The 22,708-nt window shown below is 28.5% G+C and carries 20 protein-coding genes; 4 read left to right on the top strand and 16 right to left on the bottom strand.

Going from position 1 to position 22,708, the window contains the following annotated elements; all coding sequences use genetic code 11:
* Positions 1-124: 124 nt before the first annotated feature.
* The 15 genes from CP965_RS07570 to CP965_RS07500 form a co-directional block, all read right to left on the bottom strand.
* A complete protein-coding gene (locus CP965_RS07570) occupies positions 125-1,633 on the bottom strand; it encodes an NADH-quinone oxidoreductase subunit N (RefSeq protein ID WP_129061494.1) in 1,509 nt (502 codons plus the stop codon).
* A complete protein-coding gene (locus CP965_RS07565) occupies positions 1,630-3,111 on the bottom strand; it encodes a complex I subunit 4 family protein (RefSeq protein ID WP_129061493.1) in 1,482 nt (493 codons plus the stop codon). Before CP965_RS07565 ends, CP965_RS07570 begins: the two co-directional genes overlap by 4 nt.
* Before the next feature lies 1 nt (position 3,112).
* Entirely contained in the window at positions 3,113-5,002 is a 1,890-nt protein-coding gene (gene nuoL, locus CP965_RS07560) for an NADH-quinone oxidoreductase subunit L (protein WP_228712692.1), read from the bottom strand.
* On the bottom strand, positions 4,999-5,313 hold the full coding sequence (nuoK, locus tag CP965_RS07555; RefSeq protein ID WP_129008480.1) for an NADH-quinone oxidoreductase subunit NuoK: 315 nt from the start codon (positions 5,311-5,313) through the stop codon (positions 4,999-5,001). Before nuoK ends, nuoL begins: the two co-directional genes overlap by 4 nt.
* Complete coding sequence (locus tag CP965_RS07550) at positions 5,310-5,828, bottom strand: NADH-quinone oxidoreductase subunit J family protein (protein WP_129061492.1); 519 nt, start codon at positions 5,826-5,828, stop codon at positions 5,310-5,312. Before CP965_RS07550 ends, nuoK begins: the two co-directional genes overlap by 4 nt.
* On the bottom strand, positions 5,821-6,327 hold the full coding sequence (locus CP965_RS07545; RefSeq protein ID WP_129061491.1) for a NuoI/complex I 23 kDa subunit family protein: 507 nt from the start codon (positions 6,325-6,327) through the stop codon (positions 5,821-5,823). Before CP965_RS07545 ends, CP965_RS07550 begins: the two co-directional genes overlap by 8 nt.
* 1 nt (position 6,328) lies before the next feature.
* A complete protein-coding gene (locus tag CP965_RS07540) occupies positions 6,329-7,612 on the bottom strand; it encodes a complex I subunit 1/NuoH family protein (RefSeq protein WP_129061490.1) in 1,284 nt (427 codons plus the stop codon).
* Positions 7,609-9,045 carry a 2Fe-2S iron-sulfur cluster-binding protein gene (locus CP965_RS07535; RefSeq protein ID WP_129061489.1) on the bottom strand — a complete coding sequence of 479 codons (1,437 nt, stop codon included), beginning with the start codon at positions 9,043-9,045 and terminating at the stop codon, positions 7,609-7,611. The genes CP965_RS07540 and CP965_RS07535 overlap by 4 nt, the downstream gene beginning before the upstream one ends.
* Positions 9,046-9,073: 28 nt before the next feature.
* Positions 9,074-10,360 carry a citrate synthase gene (locus CP965_RS07530; protein WP_129061488.1) on the bottom strand — a complete coding sequence of 429 codons (1,287 nt, stop codon included), beginning with the start codon at positions 10,358-10,360 and terminating at the stop codon, positions 9,074-9,076.
* A gap of 22 nt (positions 10,361-10,382) precedes the next feature.
* Complete coding sequence (gene nuoF, locus CP965_RS07525) at positions 10,383-11,642, bottom strand: NADH-quinone oxidoreductase subunit NuoF (protein ID WP_129061487.1); 1,260 nt, start codon at positions 11,640-11,642, stop codon at positions 10,383-10,385.
* Positions 11,642-12,118, bottom strand: coding sequence for an NADH-quinone oxidoreductase subunit NuoE family protein (locus CP965_RS07520; protein ID WP_129061486.1), 477 nt, complete (start codon positions 12,116-12,118; stop codon positions 11,642-11,644). The genes nuoF and CP965_RS07520 overlap by 1 nt, the downstream gene beginning before the upstream one ends.
* Positions 12,118-13,752, bottom strand: a complete 1,635-nt coding sequence (gene nuoD, locus CP965_RS07515) for an NADH dehydrogenase (quinone) subunit D (RefSeq protein WP_129061485.1) — start codon at positions 13,750-13,752, stop codon at positions 12,118-12,120. The genes CP965_RS07520 and nuoD overlap by 1 nt, the downstream gene beginning before the upstream one ends.
* The gene (locus tag CP965_RS07510) at positions 13,745-14,260 is read right to left on the bottom strand and encodes an NADH-quinone oxidoreductase subunit B (protein WP_129061484.1); all 516 of its coding nucleotides are present in this window, start codon (positions 14,258-14,260) and stop codon (positions 13,745-13,747) included. Before CP965_RS07510 ends, nuoD begins: the two co-directional genes overlap by 8 nt.
* Positions 14,251-14,613, bottom strand: coding sequence for an NADH-quinone oxidoreductase subunit A (locus tag CP965_RS07505; protein ID WP_129061483.1), 363 nt, complete (start codon positions 14,611-14,613; stop codon positions 14,251-14,253). The genes CP965_RS07510 and CP965_RS07505 overlap by 10 nt, the downstream gene beginning before the upstream one ends.
* A 131-nt stretch (positions 14,614-14,744) precedes the next feature.
* Complete coding sequence (locus tag CP965_RS07500; RefSeq protein ID WP_129061482.1) at positions 14,745-15,893, bottom strand: MalY/PatB family protein; 1,149 nt, start codon at positions 15,891-15,893, stop codon at positions 14,745-14,747.
* Between the two features lie 84 nt (positions 15,894-15,977).
* On the opposite strand from CP965_RS07500, the gene CP965_RS07495 reads away from it, so the two are divergent.
* Positions 15,978-17,792: a menaquinone biosynthesis decarboxylase gene (locus tag CP965_RS07495; RefSeq protein ID WP_129061481.1), complete on the top strand. Its 1,815-nt coding sequence runs from the start codon at positions 15,978-15,980 to the stop codon at positions 17,790-17,792.
* A 13-nt stretch (positions 17,793-17,805) separates the two neighbouring features.
* On the opposite strand, the gene CP965_RS07490 is transcribed toward CP965_RS07495, so the two are convergent.
* Complete coding sequence (locus tag CP965_RS07490) at positions 17,806-20,082, bottom strand: diguanylate cyclase (RefSeq protein WP_129061480.1); 2,277 nt, start codon at positions 20,080-20,082, stop codon at positions 17,806-17,808.
* Positions 20,083-20,176: 94 nt separating this feature from the next.
* Here CP965_RS07490 and CP965_RS07485 point away from each other — a divergent pair, with 94 nt between their 5' ends.
* From CP965_RS07485 to CP965_RS07475, 3 genes are read left to right on the top strand one after another with little or no spacing between them, the layout of a single operon-like run.
* Positions 20,177-20,746: an aminodeoxychorismate/anthranilate synthase component II gene (locus tag CP965_RS07485; protein ID WP_129061479.1), complete on the top strand. Its 570-nt coding sequence runs from the start codon at positions 20,177-20,179 to the stop codon at positions 20,744-20,746.
* Positions 20,743-21,948: a glycosyltransferase family 39 protein gene (locus CP965_RS07480; protein WP_129061478.1), complete on the top strand. Its 1,206-nt coding sequence runs from the start codon at positions 20,743-20,745 to the stop codon at positions 21,946-21,948. The genes CP965_RS07485 and CP965_RS07480 overlap by 4 nt, the downstream gene beginning before the upstream one ends.
* Entirely contained in the window at positions 21,938-22,558 is a 621-nt protein-coding gene (locus CP965_RS07475; protein ID WP_129061477.1) for a type II secretion system protein, read from the top strand. Before CP965_RS07480 ends, CP965_RS07475 begins: the two co-directional genes overlap by 11 nt.
* Positions 22,559-22,708 lie beyond the last annotated feature (150 nt).

Raw genomic sequence — 22,708 nt, 5'->3', positions numbered from 1 at the left:
TACAATTATTGTGCAGTAAATATATAATAGAAATGTAAAAAGCCCCTTAATAGGGGCTTTTTGTTTTGTTTAAAATATAATCATAATTAAAAAAAATACTAAAAATGTGTTACATTTTAACACATTAAGATTTTATAAATAATGACTGAATTGCTATTTGAGTCATATTGATTAATGTATCAATATTTAAGGCTGGTATAAAGAATACAATTGCTGAACCAATACCTCCAACTACAGTGATAATTGCTAAAAATGCAATAGCGTAAGTTGAAACTCTTTTATCATTGAAGTCATTATCTAAACACTCTTCTTTTGTAGGGTAGAAGTACATCATTGCAATTAATTTAAAATAATAATATACTGATACAAATGTAGCAACAATAGCTAAAACTGCTAATAAAATATATCCTGCATTAATAGCTTCAGTAAATACGTAAAATTTACCAATGAAACCAATTGTTGAAGGAATACCAGCAAGTGAGAATAAGAATATAGTCATCATTGCAGCTAAATATGGTCTTTCTTTTGCTAGACCTTTAAAATCATCATATGTTACTCTTACTTTTGTTTCAGAAATAATATGAGAAATAATTCCAAATGAACCAAGTGCAGATAATAAATAAGCAATTAAATAAAATACTGTAGCATATGCTGCATCAATGTTTTGACCTAAAGCGATAAAAGCTAATAATAAGTAACCAGTATGAACTATAGATGATGCTGCTAACATTCTTTTAACAATTTTTTGTGTAATTGCCAACCAAGTACCAAATACTAAAGTTAAAATTATAATTATATATATAATTGAATCCCAAAAATCAATTAAAGGTTCTATATCTTGTAATACTGCTCTTAAGAAGAAAGAGAATATGGCAATTTTAAATGTTGACGCCATATATGCAGTAATAATCATAGGTGCACCCCTATAAACATCTAATACCCATTGTTGGAATGGAAATGCAGATATTTTAAATAGGAATGTAAATAAAATTAAAGTTAATCCAATATAAACTAATGTTAATTCACTATTTGAGTGTGTTGAAATATATGTTGCAATTTCTGTTAAATTTGTAGTAGCAGTTGCTCCATAAACTAAAACAACACCTAATAAATAAAATGCTCCAATAAATGAACCTAAAACTAAATATTTAAATATTGCTTCAACTCTTTTACTGTCTTGACTATCATATCCAACCATAACATATACTGCAAAAGAAGCAATTTCTAAAGCAATAAAAGCAGTTACAAGTTCATTTGCATTTGCTAATAACATCATTCCAAATAGAGCAAATAATAAAATTGAGAAAAACTCACCCTTAAAATATTTATTTGATCTAAAATAGTTTTCACCAATTAATAATGTTAATAATGTTCCTAGAATAAGTAAAATATTGAAAAAATTTGAAAATGAATCAAAGATTAAAACATCATTGAAAATATTATTATATGGTCTTACTGCATACAGTTCACCTAATGGAATAAATGTGAAAACTAAGGCAACAATTAATACAACAGATGAAACAGTAATATATTGTTTTGTACTAAATTTATTTTCGTACATACTCATAAACATTAATCCAACAGCTGATATTAAAATCAATGATACTGGTAATATATGTATTAATTCATTCATTTTGCTGCTCCAATTTGTAAAATATCATTTAAGTAGTGTGTTACTGTTGGTTCAAATTTATCAATAAAAATATCTGGATAAATACCCATTAGAAATACAAGAATAACCCAAGGAGCTAAACCTACAATTTCTTTGATTTTTAAATCTCTGAATTTTAAAGCTTCACCTTCTCTATCTTGTAAGATTGCTCTTTGAAACATCCATAGCATATATGAAGCTCCAATAATAACTGTAAGTGCAGAAATATAACCTAATGTATGATTAAATTCATAAATACCAAAAATGATTAATAACTCTGATACAAAACCATTAGTTCCTGGAAGTCCTACATTTGCAAATAGCATAATTGCAAAAATAGTAGTAAAGATTGGAGATTGTTTTGCTAATCCACCTAAATCTTTAATTGTTTTGTAACCAGTTTCATCATGGATAATACCAACAAGTAAGAATAACGCACCTGTTGCAATTGCGTGAGCAATAATTAAATATAAAGCACCATTAATACCAAAAACATTCAGTGAAAAAATTCCCGCAGCAATAAAGCTTAAGTGTGATGCTGAAGAATATGCAAACATTCTTTTAATATCATCTTGCATAAGTGCAGCAATACCAAAATAAATAAGACCAAACAATCCAATAAATACAAACCATGATGAAAATTCTACATAAATCTCTGGAAAAATAGGAATTAAAAATCTAACAATTGCATAAACACCTAGTTTTGCCATGATTGATGATAATAAAAATACTGCACCAGTTGGAGCATTTTTATATGTTTCCATAATCCATGTATGTAATGGGAAAATAGGAATTTTAATAGCAAAAGCTGAAAGGAATGCTAAAAATAACCAAATCTTTTCGTTATATGATAATGATGTAATTTGAGTTAGGCTATCATATTGAAATGACCAAGTACCAAATTCTGCGTGATATGTAACTCCTAAGTAAAGCATTGCAACAAACATTAAAAGTGAACCAAGCATGGTATATACTGTTACTTTAATGGTTGTAAATACTTTGTCTCCAAATCCATAAATACCAATCATTAAGAATACTGGTAATAGCATAACTTCCCAGAAGAAGTAGAATAAAATCACATCTAATGCTAATAATGAACCAGTTACACCAGCTTGTACTAATAGCATATTAATCCAGTAACCTTTAGTTCTACCTTCCCATAATAAAAGATATGCTGTAGGAATTAAAATAGCAATCATCATTAAAATAGTTAAAGAAAAACCATCAACACCAATGTAGTAGTTAATACCATAAGAAGAAATCCATGGAACATTTGTAACGAACTGCATACCTGCACTTGGTTCAAACTCAATATAAAGTTTTAATACAAGTGCTAAGATAACTGTTGTTGTTAAAAATGCAATGTTTCTAACTGTTTCTACATGCTTAGTAGTAATCATTAACCCAAATGCTACTACTGCTGGTAAAAATATAATAAACGATAAAATATCTGCACTCATATTACAATCCTAAAGAAATATATAAATAGATAAACACAGCACTCATACCTACAAGCATAAATGCAGCATAAAATCTTACATTAGCATTTTGAATAGTTGCAACTTTTTTACCAAACTCAACAAATTGTTCACAAGTTGTCATGATAAATCCATCAATGATTTTAGAATCTAAGATTTTATCTATGAAAGATGATATTTTTTTAGAAAACTGAACAAATACTACGTCATAGAATTCATCTACGTAGAATTTATTAGCAATAATACCTTTTTCATCTTCAGGTTTGTACACATCAAAGTTTGCGTATTTTTTGTATGCAACAAAAATACCTGCTGCTGCCACTAAAATAGATGCAGCCATTAATATGTACTCAGTTGTATGAGACATATGAATTTTTATAGAGTTAGTTTGAGCTAACCAATTATCAACTAAATTTGAACCACCAAAAATAGCTGGAAAGTTTAAGAACCCAGCAAATACCGCTCCAATTGCTAAAATCATAAGTGGGAAAGTAATTGTTTTTGATGTATAAACATATGGCACAGTCTCTTTATTTGGTGCAACGAATACAATAAAATAAAGTCTAAACATATAGAATGCCGTTAAGAATGCTGTAAATATTCCAATTCCCCAGATTAAATATTCACCCTCTTGGAAAGCTGATGCTAAAATAGCATCTTTAGAGAAGAAACCTGAAAATGGTGGAATACCAGAAATTGCAATAACACCAATTAAGAACGTAAATTTAATAATTGGAAGATGTGCTCTATGTTGCGCAATTTTAAAGATATTTTGCTCATGGTGTAATGCAATAATTATACCACCAGCACCCATGAATAACATTGCTTTAAAGAATGCATGTGTAAATACGTGAAATAAACCTGAACTATAAAACCCAAGTCCTACAGCAATAAACATATATCCTAATTGTGACATAGTCGAGTAAGCAAGGATTTTTTTAATATCTTGTTGTCTTGTTGCAATAATAGCTGCAAATAAAGCTGAAAATGCACCAATATACGCAATAAAAATCCCAATATCTTCAATTCCTGAATATAAAAAATGAAATCTAGCAACCATATAAACCCCAGCTGTTACCATTGTAGCTGCGTGAATAAGTGCTGAAATTGGAGTTGGTCCTGCCATTGCATCTGGAAGCCAAACATATAAAGGAATTTGTGCTGATTTACCCATAGCACCAACAAATAGTAAAAAACCAGATAATGCTAGTAATCCTGTTGATGCATTAGAGATATTTGCTTCAAGAGAAGAAAAACTTAAATCAACTTGCCCAAGTGCAAAGAATAAAGTAACAATTCCTAATAAGAAACCAAAGTCTCCAACTCTATTTGCAATAAATGCTTTATTTCCTGCGATAACATTTTCTTTATCACCATAATAAAATGCAATTAAAAGATAAGAACAAAGACCAACACCTTCCCAACCAATGAATAAGATAATTGGATTATCTGCTAGTACTAAAATTAACATTGAAGCTAAGAATAAGTTAAAGTAAGCAAAGAACTTACCAAAACCTTTATCTCCTGTCATATATCCAATTGCATAAATATGAATTAGCCATCCAACAAAAGTTACAAACATTGCCATAAAAATAGCGAGATTATCACCTAAGAATGCCATAGTAATATTTAAATCACCAATATTTACCCAAGTAAATAAATCTTGTTTATAAGTTATTCCTTCTTCGTACATATTTAAAAATAGACTTAATGTTATTAAAAATGCAATTAATGGTGTAAATGTACCAATAATAGAGAAAGCTAATTCTGAAACAGGTTTTCTTTTTATATGATAAAAATATAATCCACCATTTAATATTGCACCAAATAATGGCACAAGAATAATCCACACTAACATAGAAGTATCAATCATGATTTTTCTCCTTGTGTAAGTGTTGTAAAGATATCTGTATCAAGAGATTTTTTAGTTCTGAATAATAAAATAATTACAGATAAGAAAATTGCTGCTTCTGCAGCTGCAATTGAGATAACCATAACTGTAATAATTTGAGGATCCATATTAAAATGGTATCTTGCAAATGTTATAAGGAAAAGTGCAATTCCATTTAACATAAGTTCAATTGACATATAGATAACAAAAATATTTCTTCTAGCAATTACACCTATAACTCCTATTGAAAAAAGAATCATAGAAACAAAAGCATATGATGTTAAACTAATCATGCATTCTCCTTCTTAGCTTTTTTTCTTTTAGCTAAAACAATTGAACCTACAAGTGCAACTAATAATAAAATAGAAATTAACTCAAAAGCTAAAATCCAATCATTATATAAAAGTTTTCCAATAGGCTTAATATCTCCAAAAGTACTATTTGCAACAATATTCATATCAGCTTCTGGAAGATTTGCAACAGCTTTTAAAATAACCATATTAAAAGGAATCATTATTATTGCACCAATTGTTATTAATAAATATTTCTTAGGTTCTTTTGGAAGATGTTCTTCTTTAATATTAAGAAACATAAGTAAAAATAAAATTAGTGTCATAATTGCCCCTGCGTAAACTATAATTTGAACCATAAAAAGGAAAGTTGCATTTAATAATGCAAATAGTCCAGCAACAGCCAAAATTGAAATAAGTAATCCAAGTGCTGAATACATTGGGTTTTTATATACTAGCATCATAATTGCACCTAAAATTGACAAGCCACTAAGTGCTATAAAAATAAAATCACTCATCATCAAAATCCTTTGAACGTTCATTAGACATTAGGTATTTTTTATCTACTACAAAGTCTTCTCTTTTATCTCCAGTAAAACTAAAAATACCTGTATCCATTCTAATTGCATCACAAGGGCAAGCTTCTACGCAATAACCACAGTATACACATTCTAAAAGGTCTATTTTGAACTCTTTTGGTCTTTTTTCTGCTTTATCATCAAATCTTTCTTCTGCATCAATAAAAATACATTGAGCAGGACAAGCAGTAGCACACATATAACAAGCAACACATTTCTCACTTTCATCTTCCCATTTAGTAAGTCTGTGTACACCTCTATATCTATCTGTGATATCATCGGGTTGAACTTCAGGGTACTGCATTGTTTTAAGATTTGAGACATCGCTCAAATTTTCTTTAAAGTGTGTAAAAGTAGTCTTCATCCCACCCATAATGGCAGGAATGTATAATCTATCTTTTAGAGACTTTCCATGTCTTTCTACAATTTTAATTCCCATATTAACTTCCTGTTACAACAATGAATGTTGCTGTTATTACAATATTTAATATTGATAATGGAATAAGAACTTTCCATCCTAACATTTGCAATTGGTCATATCTAAATCTTAATAGAGTCCATCTAATCCAGATGAATACTAAGTTCATAAGTAAGAATTTAACTACAAATGTACCAATTTGGATAACTGCTGTTGCAATATTTACGCCATTTTCACCAAGTCCTGTAACTAAGAACATAATTAAAACAGCAGAGATAATAATTGCAATTAACCAGAATCCTCTAATTAAAATATTTTTCTCTTTATTTCTTTTATCTTTAGGATCTAACCAATCATAGTTTTTACTCATCCATTTAGCAAAAAGGTATGCTTTAATTGGTAATAAAATAACAATAGCTAAAATTACATAGTTGATGTTATTTTGAATAGTTGCTGTATCCATCCATGGAATATGATATCCACCTAAGAATAGAGTTACAATAATAGCAGATGATGCACTCATTGCAGCATATTCACCAACTTGGAAAAGACCAAATCTCATTGCAGAATATTCAGTATGATAACCAGCAACAATCTCAGACTCACCTTCAGCAATATCAAAAGGTGTTCTATTTGTTTCAGCAAATGCAGTAACAATAAAGATTAAAGCTGCAAGTGGTTGCATAAAGATACCCCACGATGGAATAATACCAAAGAATGTTCCACCTTGAGCTTGTACCATATCATTTAAGTTAATTGAACCATATGTTAGTAAAACAGAGATAATAGATAAGCCCATTGCTGCTTCATAAGAGATAACTTGTGCAGAAGCTCTAATACCACCTAATAAACCATATTTATTTTGAGATGAATATCCACCTAAGATAATACCAAATACAGATAAACCAGCAAATGCTAAGAACCACATAATTCCAAGTTGAGTTGGAATTGCTTGCATCATAAAACTTTCACCATCAATAACTAAATTATCAGCAAAAGGAATAACTGCCATTGTTAAAAATGAACAGATAAATACTAAAGCTGGTGCAATTGTATAAAGAAATTTTTCTTTTATATGTGAAGGAGTAAAATCTTCTTTAAATACAAGCTTTAACATATCTGCAATTGCTTGAATTAAACCACCAAGTCTAATTCCACCGATATCACATCTATTTGGTCCTGTTCTATCTTGAATAAAACCAGCAACTCTTCTTTCCCACCAAACCATAATTGGTGTAGTACCAACTGAAAGAATCTTAGCAAGAAGAATGTTTACTATAATAATTACTATTGCAGCTGTACTCATAGGCTACCTTTTTCAATCATAGATTTAATATGTTCAATAATTGAAGATATTGATTCCATTGGATTATCTTTTTTTATTTTTGAAATAACTTTTTGCTTAGTTCCTTCAAAATTTATGTATGTACCATTTTTTTCATAGAATGATGAAATAGGAATAGCTACATCAGATTTCGAAATTGTTAAACAGTTATGTGAGAAACAAGAAATAACAATTTTACCCTCTAAAATCTCTAGGTTTTGGTCGAAGTAGTTATTATTTAATATAATTACAGTTTTAGCTTTTGCAATTTTATTTTTAAAATCTTCTTCTGATTCATTAATATTTAACTCTTTAAATGAAGCTCTATTTGGACTTTTATCATTTTTCTTTAAATAATCATCTCCAAAACTCTCATCAATATATTGAGGAGAATAACCTGTAACTTCTGCTTTTACAACTTCGGCTAACTTACATGTATTTTGCATTTCTTCTAAAGATAAAGATGGATCTAAAACAAAAAGGATATCTTTTTCTTCTGTTAAAGTTTTATATACTTCAGTGATGGTATTACTAAATACAGTTTCAGCTGAGTTTATTAAAGGTGTTGTAAATCTATTTTCTTCTTCATTTTTATATGAAAGTCTACCTTCATCACAGATGAACCAACCATTTACTTCTTTATTAACTCTTGGTCTAAATCTAAAGATTTGATCATCTTTGTATTTTTCTTTTCTATGGTCTACATAAATATTGCACCCTCTTGAACAACCATTACAAATTGCATTAAAAGATTCCATAAACCACACTCTTTGTTTAAATCTAAAATCTTTTGAAGTTAATGCTCCCACTGGGCAAAGATCAACTACATTCATTGCATATGGATTACTAAGAGGTCTCCCTGGGAATGTACCAATTACTGAATGGTCTGCTCTACTAATTACTCCTAGTTCATTTGTTCCTGTAATGTCAGAACAGAATCTTACACATCTTGTACAAAGAACACATCTTTCTTGGTCTAACATTACATTAGAACCTAAATCAACTCTTTTTCGTGCAGTTACTTTTTGATTTACATTTATTCTTGATTCATAAAATCCAGATTTCATGTAATAATCTTGTAATTTACACTCTCCTGCTTGGTCACATGTAGGGCAGTCAATAGGGTGATTAATAAGTTCAAGTTCTAAAATATCTCTTCTAACTTTTTCGATATTTTCACCTTTTGTTCTTACAATCATACCTTCTTTAACTGGAGTATCACACGCGATTTGAGGTCTTTTTTGACCTTCAATCTCTACCATACACATTCTACAATTACCATCTTTACCTAAGGCTTGATGGTAGCAAAAATGAGGGATATGAATATCTCGGTCTAAAAGAGTGTCTATTAAAAGACTACCCTTTTTGGCCTCGTGTTCTTCCCCATTTACTGAAAATTTAACTAAGTCACTCATGGTGCGTCATCTCCTTTTTTGACACTTGTTATTTACCTGTATACAATTGTCTTGGTCTTGCAATTTTAGCTGTAGGATCTTGTTTTAACTCAGACCATTGTGAAATCCATCCTGGAATTCTTCCAATAACAAAAATTGGTGTAAACATTTCTACAGGAATTTTAAGTGCTGTTAAAATAACACCTGAATAGAAATCAATGTTTGGATATAATCCTCTATCTTTAAAATAGTCATCACTTAATGCTGCTTCTTCAACTGCTGCTGCAACATCTAATAATCTTGAATCTAAATTTAATTCTTTTCTTAATTTATCTTGTAGTTTTTTAAGAGTTTCTGCTCTAGGGTCTCTGTTTTTATATACTCTATGCCCAAATCCCATTAATCTGAATGGATCATTTCTATCTTTTGCTTTTGCAATATAAGTTGGTACATTTTTAACATCACCAATTAATCTTAATTGATCCATTACTTTTTCATTAGCACCACCATGAGCAGAACCCCATAGTGCAGAAATACCAGAAGCAATTGCAACATAAGGGTGAGCTTCAGTCGAACCAACGTTTCTAACTGTTGTAGTAGATGCATTTTGTTCATGATCTGCATGTAAAGTTAAGATTGCATCTAATGCATCAACTTCAACTTGTCTTATTTCTTCATTTTTACCATCACCTAAGTATTTCATTGTTCCACCTGGATAAGCTCTTAACATATATAAGAAGTTTTCAGTAAAGTATTTATTTACATTAGGATAAATTAATGGAGTACCAATTGAGTTTCTATAAGCCATAGCTGCAATAGTAGGCATTTTTGCAAGAATTCTTCTTCTCATTGTTTTAAATTGTTCTTCATCTTCTAAATGTAGGTGATCTTTATAAAATGCAGATAATGCCATTGTTGCAGCACCCATAGTTGCCATTGGGTGAGCACCATCAGGTAAGGCATCAAATAGTCTAATTATTCCTTCATTTAGGAAAGATCTATGTCTAATCTCTAGGTCAAAATCTTTTGACTCTTCTTCGCTAGGTAGTCTTCCCATCATTAAAAGGTGACAAACATCTAAATAAGATTTTTTACCAGCTAAATCTCTAATATCATATCCTCTATATCTTAGTTCAGAGTTCTCCCCATCAATAAATGTAATTTTAGATTCACAAGATGCTGTTGAAGTATATCCTGGATCATAAGTAAACATTCCTGAATCTTTATAGAATGTTCTAATATCTAATACATCAGGACCTCTTGTCCCACTTAAAACATCATATTCATAAGATTTACCATTTCTGTTATCTGTTAGTGTAAAAGTATTTTTTGCCATCTTTATTTTTTCTCCTTATATTTTAGCTTTTAAAATGTTCTTCAAATTCATGTCTATATTTTTCAACGATACTTTGGATAATATCTTTAACTGCTGGTGCAAACACACAAATAGTTTTTCCATTCATTGTTCCACATACATCTATGATAGTATCAAGATCTTTTTCTGAACCATTTCCATCAAGAATTTTTTTGATAGTTTTATCTATCCATCCTGTTCCTTCTCTACAAGGAGTACATTGACCACAAGATTCATGATGATAAAATTCAATTAAATTTTTAGCCACATCCACCATTGAAGTACCTTCAGGGATAATCATCATCCCACCAGTACCAAGTGTTGAACCAATGTCCCACATAGATTCATAATCTAAATATGCTTTTTCTACTTCTTCGGCTGTAAGAATAGGACATGAAGCACCACCTGGAATTAAAGCTTTTAATTTCATTCCATTTTTCATTCCACCACCGATGTCATTAATAACATCAATCATTTTTTCACCATATTGAAGTTCATAAACTCCTGGGTTTTTAACTGGACCACTCATAGCAAATAGCATAGTACCAGGTGCTTTTTCAGTTCCCCATTTTGTATATGACTCATATCCATTTAATACAATATTAGGAACAGATGAAATTGTTTCAACATTGTTAACTGTTGCAGGCATTCCATAAAACCATTCACATTCTTTGCCATGTGGTTTAAGTCTTGGGTGACCTCTTTTACCTTCTATTGATTCAATTAAAGCAGATTTTTCACCACAAATATAAGCTCCACCACCTCTATGAACAGTAATGTCAATTCTATAATCATATTTATTCATTACTTTTTCACCAATGATTCCAGCTTCATATGCTTCTTCTATTGCTTCATTTAATCTATCAATAAACCATTTATATTCACCTCTGATATAAATATATGCATCATGGGCACCGATTGCATATGAAGAACAAATTATTCCTTCAATCAGTAAATGTGGATCATATTGGAAAATTTGCCTATCTTTGAATGTTCCAGGTTCTGATTCATCACCATTTACAATTAAATATCTTGGTCTTTCATCAACTGGTGGCATTAATTTCCATTTTGGTCCACAGGCAGCACCACCACCACCTTTACCCCTTAAACCTGATTTACAAACTTCTTCTGTAATTTCATCTGGTTGCATAGAAAATGCTTTATCAATAGATTCATATCTTCCATTTTTTAAAGCTACTTCAAGTTTATGAGAATCTGGAATGTCAAAGTTCTTACTAACAATTTTTACTAATTCAACTGCCATTACTTACACTCCTCAATAATCTTTTTAAGTTTATCAACAGACATGTTTTCATGGTACTGATTATTTAATGCAATCATTGGTGCACCACCACAAGCTCCTTGACACTCAACTTCAGAGAAGTGGAATTTTCCATCTTCACTAGTTTCTCCTGGACCAATACCTAAAGTATCTTTTACAAATTTTTTAAGTTCAGGTGCACCCATTACCATACAAGAAAGTGTTTTACATAATTCTATATGATATGTCCCAATTGGTTTTAGATTAAACATTGTATAAAATGTTGCAAATTCGTAAACTTCAATTGGAGTTTTACCTAATTTATCAGCTACAAAAACCATTGCATCTGGACTTACCCATCCTTCTTGTTCTTGAACAAGCCATAATGCAGGTAACATCATTGCATCAATTTTTGGGTATTTTTTAGCAATTCTTGCAAACTCTTTTTCATTTTCTTCTGTATATTTAAATTTACTCATTATCTATCAAACTCCCCTGCAATAAAGTTCATACTAGCCATTGTTACAATAGCATCAGCTAACATATCACCTTCTACAATTCTTGAATAAGCACCTAAAGAGTAAAAGCAAGGTGGTCTACATTTAACTTTATATGGAATACCTGAACCATCACTTACGATGTAGAATCCAAGTTCACCATTTCCAGCTTCAGTTGCTGAATAATATTCACCCTTAGGAACTTTGATACCTTCAAATGTTAGTTTGAATTGATTCATTAAACCTTCGATATTTCCATAAACATCTTTTTTATCAGGAAGAATAATACCTTGATGGTCAACATTTAGTGGTCCATCTGGAAGCTCTTTCATTGCTTGTCTTATGATTCTAATTGATTGTTTCATCTCTTCAAATCTACACATCATTCTGTCATAAACATCACCATGTGAACCAACAACAACATCAAAGTCAAAGTTTTCATATCCATAATATGGATTATCTTTTCTCATGTCATATGCAACACCAGCAGCTCTTAAGTTAGGACCAGTAATACCAGCACTAATAGCAAATTCTGCATCAATTACACCTACATCTTGTGTTCTATCATGGTAAATTCTATTATGTAAAATTAAAGATAAGGCATCTTCAATAGCTTTTTCAGTATCTTTTAACACTTGAGAAAGGTCTTGCTCAAAGCCATCATATAAATCATATTCTAAACCACCAATTCTTGTATATGAGTTTGTAAGTCTAGCCCCTGTTAATTTTGAAAATAAATCATAGGCTTTATCTCTTGGAGCAAATAAATACCATAAACTAGTAAGTCCCCCTAAATCAACCATATTTGCAGCATTACAAACAAGGTGGTCAATAATTCTTGAAAGCTCACCTATTATTACTCTAATCATTTTTGCTCTTGGAGTAATATCAATACCTAACATCTCTTCAACTGCTTTTGAATAACCAATATTATTTAAAATGGCAGAACAATAGTTAAGTCTATCTGTATATGGAATAATTTGAGAGTAGTTATGAGTTTCACAAGATTTTTCAAAACCTCTGTGTAAATAACCTATTTCAGTTACACAAGCAGAAATAGTTTCCCCTTCCATTGCAACGAAGTTTCTAATTGTACCGTGAGAAGCGGGGTGAGAAGGTCCAACATTTAACATCATTAGCTCTTCCATATCATCTTCACTGTAGCCTTTTCTTTTTAGTAAAGGAAGCATTTCATCCATCAAGTCTTCAGTTTCAGTACAAACTTGGCCTTTAGTGATTTCATAATCTTTTCTTAGAGGGTGACCAACAAATTGATGGTGGTTTAATACTCTTTTTAAATTATGATGACCCTTGAATTTAATTCCATACTGATCAAAAGTTTCTCTCTCTGCCCAATCAGCAGAATAATAAAGATCAGAAATAGAATCTACTTCTAAAGTATTATCATCAACATATGATTTAATAGAAATTTGTTTTTTAAAATCACTAGTTCTTAAAATATAGATAACTGCAAATCTAGATGGAGTAACATCTGGATATTGTAAATAATCAACTGCAGTTACATCTAATAATAATGTATAATCTTCTTCATTTTTAAGTCTAGTAATCGTTGATTTTATATCTTTTGCATCAATGAGCATATCTGTTTTAAGCATCTAAAATCCCTTTGAAGTTTTGGTCTCTTTCTTTGATAATAGATTCATCATAAGATTTTTTCTGAATATTCATAATTGCATCTAAAACAGCTTCAGGTCTTGGAGGACAACCTGAAATATATTCATGTACAGGAATAATTTCATCAATTCCTTGTAAAGTAGTATAGTTATCATAAAATCCACCAGAACATGCACATGCTCCCATAGAGATAACCCACTTAGGTTCACACATTTGATCCCAAATTTTCTTTAATACAGGAGCTTGCTTGTATGAAATAGTTCCTGCAACAATCAATAAGTCTGCTTGTCTTGGCGAAAATCTTACAACTTCCGCACCAAATCTTGATACATCATATTTAGAAGCAGCAACAGACATAAATTCAATCCCACAACATGCAGTACCAAATGCCATTGGCCACATTGAGTATGATCTAGCCCAGTTAACTGCTTCATCAAGTTTAGTTGTGATTATAGAATCACCTAAATTAGCTTCAGCTCCTAATCCCATGATAACGCCTTTTTCTTATACATATAAATAAGACCAGCAAAAAGTAGTCCAATAAAAATAAACATTTTTACTAAACCTGCATAGCCAAGGTCAACTATATTAACAGCCCAAGGAAACATAAATATTATTTCTACATCAAATAATAAGAATCCAATAGCTACTAAGTAAAACTTAATAGAAAACCTAATATTTGTAGTTCCAACAGGGTTGGAAACACCACTTTCGTAAACTGTGTTTTTTAATTTATCTTGTGTATTGTTTGGTCCTAAGTACTTTGTTAGTAGAAAAACTCCTACTAAAATAAAAGCAATAGAAACAAAAATAACAGATGAAAGAATTAAATGTGTCGACATAATCTATCCCATTTGTTTAGAATGTTTTATAGATTGTACTATATTTTGAGTTACTATTTGGGCATATGTTAAAAATTCTTAAAATATTAGAATTTAGTGAGAAGATTTGTAATACTAATAGTAAAATAGTACTAAAAAACTGTAACTATTTTACTCAATGATCTTTCCAACTCTATCTTTGGGAGAGCACAGTTTAGCCTAAAATACGAGTCTCCCTCCACTCCAAAGCTTCTTCCATCATTAAGAGCAATTTTAGCTTCTTCCAATAATTTATTTTTTATTTCTTTATGTGATAAGCCTGTCATTTTAAAGTTTAACCATAATAGATATGTTGCTTCAGGCTCTAAAAATTGTACTTTTGAGTTACTTTTTATTAAAAAATCTTTTGTGAAAGTAATATTACTTTTAAGATATTTTTTTAAGTCTTCTAACCATTTTTCACCAAATTCATATGCAGCTTCTAATGCTGTAAATCCAAATACATTTACAGAGCCTAATTCTCTTTTTGTAATCTCTTTGTCAAATTTTTCTTTTATATCTTTGTTTTCGCAAATTGCATATGAGCAATTTAATCCAGCAATATTGAAAGTTTTTCCAGGAGAATTTAAAGTTAAAGTAATATTTGAAATTTCTTTTGATAATGATGCCATAGGTGTAAATTTTTTAAATACTAAATCAGCATGGATTTCATCACTTATTATTAAAAGATTATTTTGAATACAGATTTTTCCTAGTTCTTCAAGTTCTTCTTTACTCCAAACTCTTCCAACTGGATTATGAGGAGAACATAAAACTAAGATTTTAGATTTAGAAGTAATTTTATTTTTTAAATCTTCTATGTCCATAGTATAGTAACCATTATCTTCTTTTAGAGAATTTCTAACTACTTTTCTATTATTGTTTTTTATAGAGTTAAATAGAGGAAAATAAACTGGTGTTTGAACAATGATCTCATCCCCTTCTTCAGTAAAAGCTTCAATTGCAGCACTATAAGCAGGTACAACTCCATTACAAAAAGATATCCATGAAGTGTCAATTTCCCAAGAGTGTCTTTTTTTCATCCACTCTTTAACAAGATTGTATGTTTTAGCAGTAGGTTTTGCGTATCCATATATACCATGTTGAGCTCTTTTTATGATTGCATCATTTATAATATCAGGAGTTTTAAAATCCATATCAGCTACCCAAAGTGGTTGTAAATCAGAATATCCAAAGTATGTTTCAAGGGCATCATATTTTGCACAAGATGTTCCTTTTCTATTTACTATTTCATCAAACATATATATTACCTCTATTATAAACTATTTTTTAATGATAAAATGATATAAAACTTATACTAATAACTAGTTTACTATGAGGGAAAAATGAAAGAAGCTATTGAAATTTTAAAAAAGAATGATTTATTAAGAATCATAGACGATGAGTTGGATATTTACTTAGAAATACCTCACATTGCATATGTAGAAGTAAAAAAAGAAGACTCAAAGGCATTATTATTTACAAATGTAGTAGATAGAAAAAACAATAAAAAGTTTGATATTCCAGTTTTAATGAATGTATTTTGTAATGAAAAAGCAGTAAAACTTTTTATTGGTGATGGAGATAAAATTGGAAGTGAGATAGAGTCTTTATTAAAAATGAAGCCACCTACAACCTTAAGTGAAAAACTTTCAAGATTTGGAAAGTTATTTGCTCTTAAAAATACTATTCCTAAAAAGAATAAAGGAAAAGGTGAGTGTCAGGAAGTAATTAAACTTGGAAAGGAAGCTAAGCTTTCAGATTTACCTGTATTAACTACTTGGGAACAAGATGGTGGTCCTTTTATTACTATGGGACAAGTTTATACTACATCATTAAATGGTGAAATGAAAAACTTAGGTATGTATAGACTTCAAGTATATGATGATAATACCTTAGGGATGCACTGGCAAATTCATAAAGACTCAAATCACTTTTTCCATGAGTATAAAAAAGCTGGGAAGAAGATGCCAGTTTCAATCGGAGTAGGAGGTGATCCTATGTATATATGGTGTGGACAAGCGCCACTTCCAATTGGTATTTTTGAACTTATGCTTTATGGTTTTGTAAAAAATAAAAATGCACAACTTGTAAAATCAATTACAAATGATATATATGTTCCAAGGGATAATGACTTTATAATAGAAGGTTTTGTTGATACAAGTAAACTAAGAATAGAAGGACCATTTGGAGACCATACAGGATATTATACATTAGAAGAAGAGTATCCTTTTATGGAAGTAACTGCTATTACTCATAAAAAAGAACCAACATATTTAGCAACAGTAGTTGGGAAACCACCACTTGAAGATAAATATATGGGGCATGCAACGGAGAGAATTTTCTTACCATTACTTAAAACAACTGCTCCTGATTTAATTGATTATTATATGCCTGAAAATGGAGTATTCCATAATCTAATTATTGCAAAAATAAAAACACTATATCCAGGACATGCTTCTCAAATGATGCACGCATTTTGGGGAGTAGGGCAGATGAGTTTTGTAAAACATGCTATTTTTGTAAATGAAGATGCTCCAGAGTTAACAGAACACGAAGCAATTGCAGAATATATATTAAATAGAATAGATATTGATGAATTATTAGTATCAAGAGGTGTAGTTGATGCACTTGACCACTCAAGTCCAAAATTTGCAGTAGGTGGGAAACTAGGACTTGATTGTACAGGTGAAGAAGTATCAGAGCTTGGAATTACATTGTTAAAAGATGATGAATTGTTAGCAAAAATGCAAGAAATAACTGATGAGGTAAAGGATTTAAAACAGTATTTTACCAATACAAAAAATCCATTGACAGTTATTACAGTTGATAAAAAAAGAAATCAAAAAGAAGTTTTTGAAAGTTTAAAACCTCTTTATGAAAATATTAAAATTCTTATAATAGTAGATGCAAAAAATCAAAATGACGTAAATAATCCATATATGTTATTATGGAGAGTTGTAAATAATATTGATTCAAATAGAGATTTATATATTGAAAATAGTACTATTTGTCTAGATGGTACAAATAAAAACGAATTTGATAATTTTAAAAGAAGATGGCCTGATGATGTTGATTGTTCAAGAGAAGTTCTTGATAGTCTAAAACAAAGAGGTATTTTAGATATTTCAGATGAGTTTATTAAAAAATATCAATTATAAAAAGTTAAAGTAGTTAGACTACTTTAACTTCATTCTTTCCATTTCTTTTTACATCATACATCGCATTGTCAGCTCTTGTTAATAAAGAGTCTGCACAATCTGATTCTTCAAATTGAGATACTCCAAAACTACAAGTAACTTTTCTATCTATTTCAAAATCAAAGTTTGCAATTTTTTCTTTTAATAAATAAGCTACTACTTTTGCTTGTTCTTTTTTTGTTTCAGGTAGAATAATTATAAATTCTTCTCCTCCCCATCTTCCAAAAAAATCAGTTTTTCTCACGGTGTCCTTTACTAAAATAGATATTTTTTCTAAAACTTCATCTTCTAATGAATGACCCAATTCATCATTTATTAATTTAAAATTATCTATATCAAAAAAGATTAAAGATAAGGCTCTTTTGTATCTTTTGGCTCTATTTAACTCTAAATTAAGAATTGATTCAATCTTTCTTCTATTATAAATATTAGTAAGGCCATCAAAATTTGCAATTTTAAAGAGTTCTTTTTCTGCTAGTTTCCTTTTTTTTATTTCTTTATTTAACTTTCTATTATTTAAAATTATTACAATAATAACTATCAACAAGAAGAAAATCACTTTATAAATCCAAGAATAATCTTTTTGTGGCTCATAAATTATGGAGTTATACTTATCCCTTATTTTTTTTCTTTCTTGTTCACTAATAGTAGAAACTGCTTTGTTTAATATATTATATAATATTTTATTCTCTTTATTAATTTGTAGTCTTAAATCATAGGAATCCTCAAAAATTCCTGTAATTTTTGCATTAGGGATAATATTTTTTGTAATATTATATGAAAGTGCAGGCAATTTACTTATAAAACCATAAACTTTATTTTTTTGTAAAAGTTCGAAGCCCTCATTTATATCTTTAACTTCAGTATATTCAAGAAAAGGATGTTTGTTTTTAAACTCTTCTGCATATATAGCGCCTTTAATTATGGCAATTTGTTTATTTTTCAACTCTTTTACAGAGGAAACATAAGGTTTATCAATTAATGTAGCCATTGCAATTTTAATTCTATCAATACTGTAGCTTATTGAAGTTTCTTCATTATCATAATCAATTTTTCCAAAAGCAAACTTTGCAGAAGAGAAATTTCTTTTTATAACTTCATTTGCTTTTTTATTATTATTTATTATCTTTATAGAATTAATACTATTAATTTTCTTGTTTATTAATTGCCAGTAATCAATTTCTAAACCTGATATTTTACCATGTTTATTAATTGTAAAAGGTGGAAAATTTGAGTTAGAAATTAAAGTTATTGTATTGTTTTTTAAATAATTAATTTCTTTAGAGTTCAAACTAAGTTTATTTGGTTTATAAATTAAATCATTCAATTTGTAATTTATTGTACTATTTGTTAATCCTAATAATAAATAAAGTCTTTTTATTTCTTCAATTTTATCTAAAGTTATATTACCTAGTTCTCCTTCTTCAAACTTCGCTAGTTTTTTTAAGACTTTTCCTTCATAGATAAGTGCATTTAAATTTTTCTGTTGTGTATTATATTTTTCATAAATAATTTTTGCAGTTTCTTCTATATTATTAAATGCATATTGCCAACCTTTTAAAATAGATTTATATATTTTTTTTACCCTTAAAGGGTTTTCTTCTAATTCTTTTTGGGAAGTAAAAAAAATTCCTCCATAAAAATTAAAACCATATTCACTAGGGTTATAAATTCTGAAATCTATGTTTTTTTGTTTTAAATAATAAGGTTCATTTGATAGATAACAGCCCATAGCATGAATTTTTTTATTAATTAAGTCATCAATATTGAACGAGTGCTCTTGAAAATTTATATTATTTAAATTAATTCCTTGTGATATTATCATTGAGTTTATTGCTGCGGCAGTTTTAGCATCGTCTGTTAACATTACACTCTTGTTTTTTAAATCTTTTATTTTGTTAATATTTGATTTTAATGAAATAAGTACCATTGGAGAAGTTTGATAAATAGCAGCTAATAGTAAAATTTTTTTACCTTCAAGTCTATCAATTACTAATGATGATTTTCCTACAGCATAAGTATTCTTTGTATTCAAAACTTTTTCTACAATATTACTATTATCTGAAAATTCATTTATTTCTACATCAAGGTTTTCTTCTGCAAAAAAACCTTTTTCTTTTGCCATATAATATCCTGCAAATTGAAATTGATGTAACCAATCTAATTGTATAAAGACTTTATCGTTTTCTTTCGCATTTAAATTATAAAAAAATATAAAAAATGATATAAAAATTATTTTAAAATAATACATTGAAAAATTATATCAAAAAAAGATAAAATATAATCCATAAATATTTAATCATATTATTGCTATAATAAATCTTCTAAAAACAGGAGTATTTTTAATGATTTTAATGATTGATAATTATGATTCATTTACATATAATATAGTTCAATATTGTTTAGAATTAGGTGCAGATTTAAAAGTGATAAGAAATGATGAATTAAGTGTAGAAGAAATAGAAAAACTAAACCCTGAAAAGATAATAATATCTCCAGGTCCATCAACACCAGATGAAGCAGGTATTTGTTTAGATGTTATAAAATATTTTGCTGATAAAAAACCAATCTTAGGTATTTGCTTAGGACATCAAAGTATTGCCCAAGTATTTGGTGGAAAAGTTATTTGTGCTCAAAATATGATGCATGGAAAAACTTCAACAATAAAAGTTAAAAATAATACAAAGATTTTTAGTACATTACCTAATGAGTTTATTCAGACAAGATACCATTCTTTAATTGTAGAAAAGAATAATTTACCTGAAATTATAATTCCTACTTCTTATAGTACTGATGATAATGAAATTATGTCTTTAGAAATTAAAGATAAAGATATTTATGGAGTACAATTTCATCCTGAATCTATAATGAGTGAATATGGTCATAAAATTTTAGACAATTTCTTAAAATTATGATAATAAAATCTAGTGCATACAAATATATATTTTTATTTTTTTACTTTCTTGTTGTTTGTGCACTAGTTTACAATGCAAATTCACTTAGTATTTCTTATAAAGAGGCAGTAAATTTTTTTATAAATAACTCTCTTTTAAGTATAATCACAAATTTTTCTACCTCATTATTTGGTCAAAATGATTTGGCTTTAAGACTACCTTTTTTATTGTTATATATATTATCAATGGGATTAATGTATAAATTAACAGAAAACTTTTTTAAAAAAGAGATAGATAGATATGTTAATTTAGCAGTTTTCTGTGTTTTACCAGGACTACTTAGTGCTTCATTACTTGTTAATAGTGCAATTATTACAACTTTTTTTATTTTACTGTATTTATATGTATATAAATTAACTAAAAAGCATTGCTACTTATTATTAATTTTCTTTTTATTTATAGATAACTCTTTTGCAATTTTCTTTTTAGCTTTATTCTTTTATTCTCTTAAAGAAAGAGATAATACATTATTAATATCATCTTTAATTCTTTTTGGAATTTCTATGGGAATTTATGGTTTTGATACACAAGGAAAACCAAAAGGTTTTTTAGTTGATACTTTTGCAATTTATGCTTCAATATTTTCTCCTTTATTATTTATCTTCTTTTTTTACTCAATATATAGAACAGGTTTTAAAGAGGAAAGAACTTTAATTTGGTATATCTCAACTACATCTTTATTTTTTTCTTTATTATTCTCTTTTAGGCAAAGAATATATATAGAAGATTATGCACCTTTTGTTATAATCTTTTTACCTTATATGATAAAACTATTCTTCCATAGTTTAAGAGTTAGATTAAAACAGTTTAGAAGAAGGCATTATTTATTAACATCAATTACTTTATTCATATTAAGTATAAATGTATTATTAACTTTATATTACAAACCTTTATACTTATTTATGGAAGAACCAAAAAAACATTTTGCTTATAAATATAATTTTGTAAAAGAATTAGCTCAAAAATTAAAAGAAAAAAAAATTAATTATATTAATAGTGAGGATGAAAAATTACTATTAAGATTAAAATTCTATGGAATAGAAGAAGGTAATAAATATTATCTTACTACAAAAGAACAATATTTTTATGATTTAAAAATAGAAATCGATTATTTAAATAAAGTTCTTTTTACTACTTATCTTATAAAAGAAAATGAAAAATAGTTTTTCTCTCATTGAAACTATAGTTGTAATATTTTTAATTCTTTTAATATCAAGTATGACTTTTACTAAAATTAAAGAAGATAAATTGACAAATGCATTAAAAAGATTAGAACTATATATAAAACAGACAAGATATCAAAGTTTAATTGATAATAAAAATAACTTAAATGATTCTTTATGGCATAAAAAAAGATGGACCCTTAAATTTTTCAATTGTAAAGAAGAAGTAGGTGGTTTATATTATGTGATATATAGCGATACAAATAAAACAGGTCATCCTAATCAAAATGAATCATTAATTGATCCTTTAACAAAAAAAAGAGTTTATACTACTAATAATTGTAACTATCATGAAAATAGGAGTAAATATGTATTATTAACAAAAGAATTTAATATAAAAGAAATAAATATGAATTGTAATAGTACATCAACAATTGGACAAATATCATTTGGGTCAAATGGTAAGGTATATACAAAATTAAGTACAAATGAAAATGAATTTGATAAATATGAATTAATAAATAGATGTGAAATAAAATTCACAGATAAAATAGGGAGATATAAGATATTGATAGTAGAGGCAAAAACAGGTTATTCTTATATAAGATAAGAAGAGAGAAGAAGAAAAACCGGAAGAATTTCAAAATTTAAGCCAGGATTAATAAATAACTCTTGACAAGGGGAGAAAAATCTATTATAATTCCCATCCAATTTCAGAGGAACGGCATCAAAAGTGATTGATAAAGTTGTGAAGAGATGG

This window comes from Halarcobacter mediterraneus, from assembly GCF_004116625.1.
GTDB classification, from domain to species: domain Bacteria; phylum Campylobacterota; class Campylobacteria; order Campylobacterales; family Arcobacteraceae; genus Halarcobacter; species Halarcobacter mediterraneus.
The sequence above is the reverse complement of the archived record's forward strand: the minus strand, read 5'-3'. Positions and strand labels throughout refer to the sequence as shown.

Excerpts from the sequence above, each read along its gene's own strand:
- CP965_RS07570 (WP_129061494.1), bottom strand. The coding sequence starts at position 1,633 with ATGAATGAATTAATACATATATTACCAGTATCATTGATTTTAATATCA.
- CP965_RS07565 (WP_129061493.1), bottom strand. The coding sequence starts at position 3,111 with ATGAGTGCAGATATTTTATCGTTTATTATATTTTTACCAGCAGTAGTA.
- nuoL (WP_228712692.1), bottom strand. The coding sequence starts at position 5,002 with ATGATTGATACTTCTATGTTAGTGTGGATTATTCTTGTGCCATTATTT.
- nuoK (WP_129008480.1), bottom strand. The coding sequence starts at position 5,313 with ATGATTAGTTTAACATCATATGCTTTTGTTTCTATGATTCTTTTTTCA.
- CP965_RS07550 (WP_129061492.1), bottom strand. The coding sequence starts at position 5,828 with ATGAGTGATTTTATTTTTATAGCACTTAGTGGCTTGTCAATTTTAGGT.
- CP965_RS07545 (WP_129061491.1), bottom strand. The coding sequence starts at position 6,327 with ATGGGAATTAAAATTGTAGAAAGACATGGAAAGTCTCTAAAAGATAGA.
- CP965_RS07540 (WP_129061490.1), bottom strand. The coding sequence starts at position 7,612 with ATGAGTACAGCTGCAATAGTAATTATTATAGTAAACATTCTTCTTGCT.
- CP965_RS07535 (WP_129061489.1), bottom strand. The coding sequence starts at position 9,045 with ATGAGTGACTTAGTTAAATTTTCAGTAAATGGGGAAGAACACGAGGCC.
- CP965_RS07530 (WP_129061488.1), bottom strand. The coding sequence starts at position 10,360 with ATGGCAAAAAATACTTTTACACTAACAGATAACAGAAATGGTAAATCT.
- nuoF (WP_129061487.1), bottom strand. The coding sequence starts at position 11,642 with ATGGCAGTTGAATTAGTAAAAATTGTTAGTAAGAACTTTGACATTCCA.
- CP965_RS07520 (WP_129061486.1), bottom strand. The coding sequence starts at position 12,118 with ATGAGTAAATTTAAATATACAGAAGAAAATGAAAAAGAGTTTGCAAGA.
- nuoD (WP_129061485.1), bottom strand. The coding sequence starts at position 13,752 with ATGCTTAAAACAGATATGCTCATTGATGCAAAAGATATAAAATCAACG.
- CP965_RS07510 (WP_129061484.1), bottom strand. The coding sequence starts at position 14,260 with ATGGGATTAGGAGCTGAAGCTAATTTAGGTGATTCTATAATCACAACT.
- CP965_RS07505 (WP_129061483.1), bottom strand. The coding sequence starts at position 14,613 with ATGTCGACACATTTAATTCTTTCATCTGTTATTTTTGTTTCTATTGCT.
- CP965_RS07500 (WP_129061482.1), bottom strand. The coding sequence starts at position 15,893 with ATGTTTGATGAAATAGTAAATAGAAAAGGAACATCTTGTGCAAAATAT.
- CP965_RS07495 (WP_129061481.1), top strand. The coding sequence starts at position 15,978 with ATGAAAGAAGCTATTGAAATTTTAAAAAAGAATGATTTATTAAGAATC.
- CP965_RS07490 (WP_129061480.1), bottom strand. The coding sequence starts at position 20,082 with ATGTATTATTTTAAAATAATTTTTATATCATTTTTTATATTTTTTTAT.
- CP965_RS07485 (WP_129061479.1), top strand. The coding sequence starts at position 20,177 with ATGATTTTAATGATTGATAATTATGATTCATTTACATATAATATAGTT.
- CP965_RS07480 (WP_129061478.1), top strand. The coding sequence starts at position 20,743 with ATGATAATAAAATCTAGTGCATACAAATATATATTTTTATTTTTTTAC.
- CP965_RS07475 (WP_129061477.1), top strand. The coding sequence starts at position 21,938 with ATGAAAAATAGTTTTTCTCTCATTGAAACTATAGTTGTAATATTTTTA.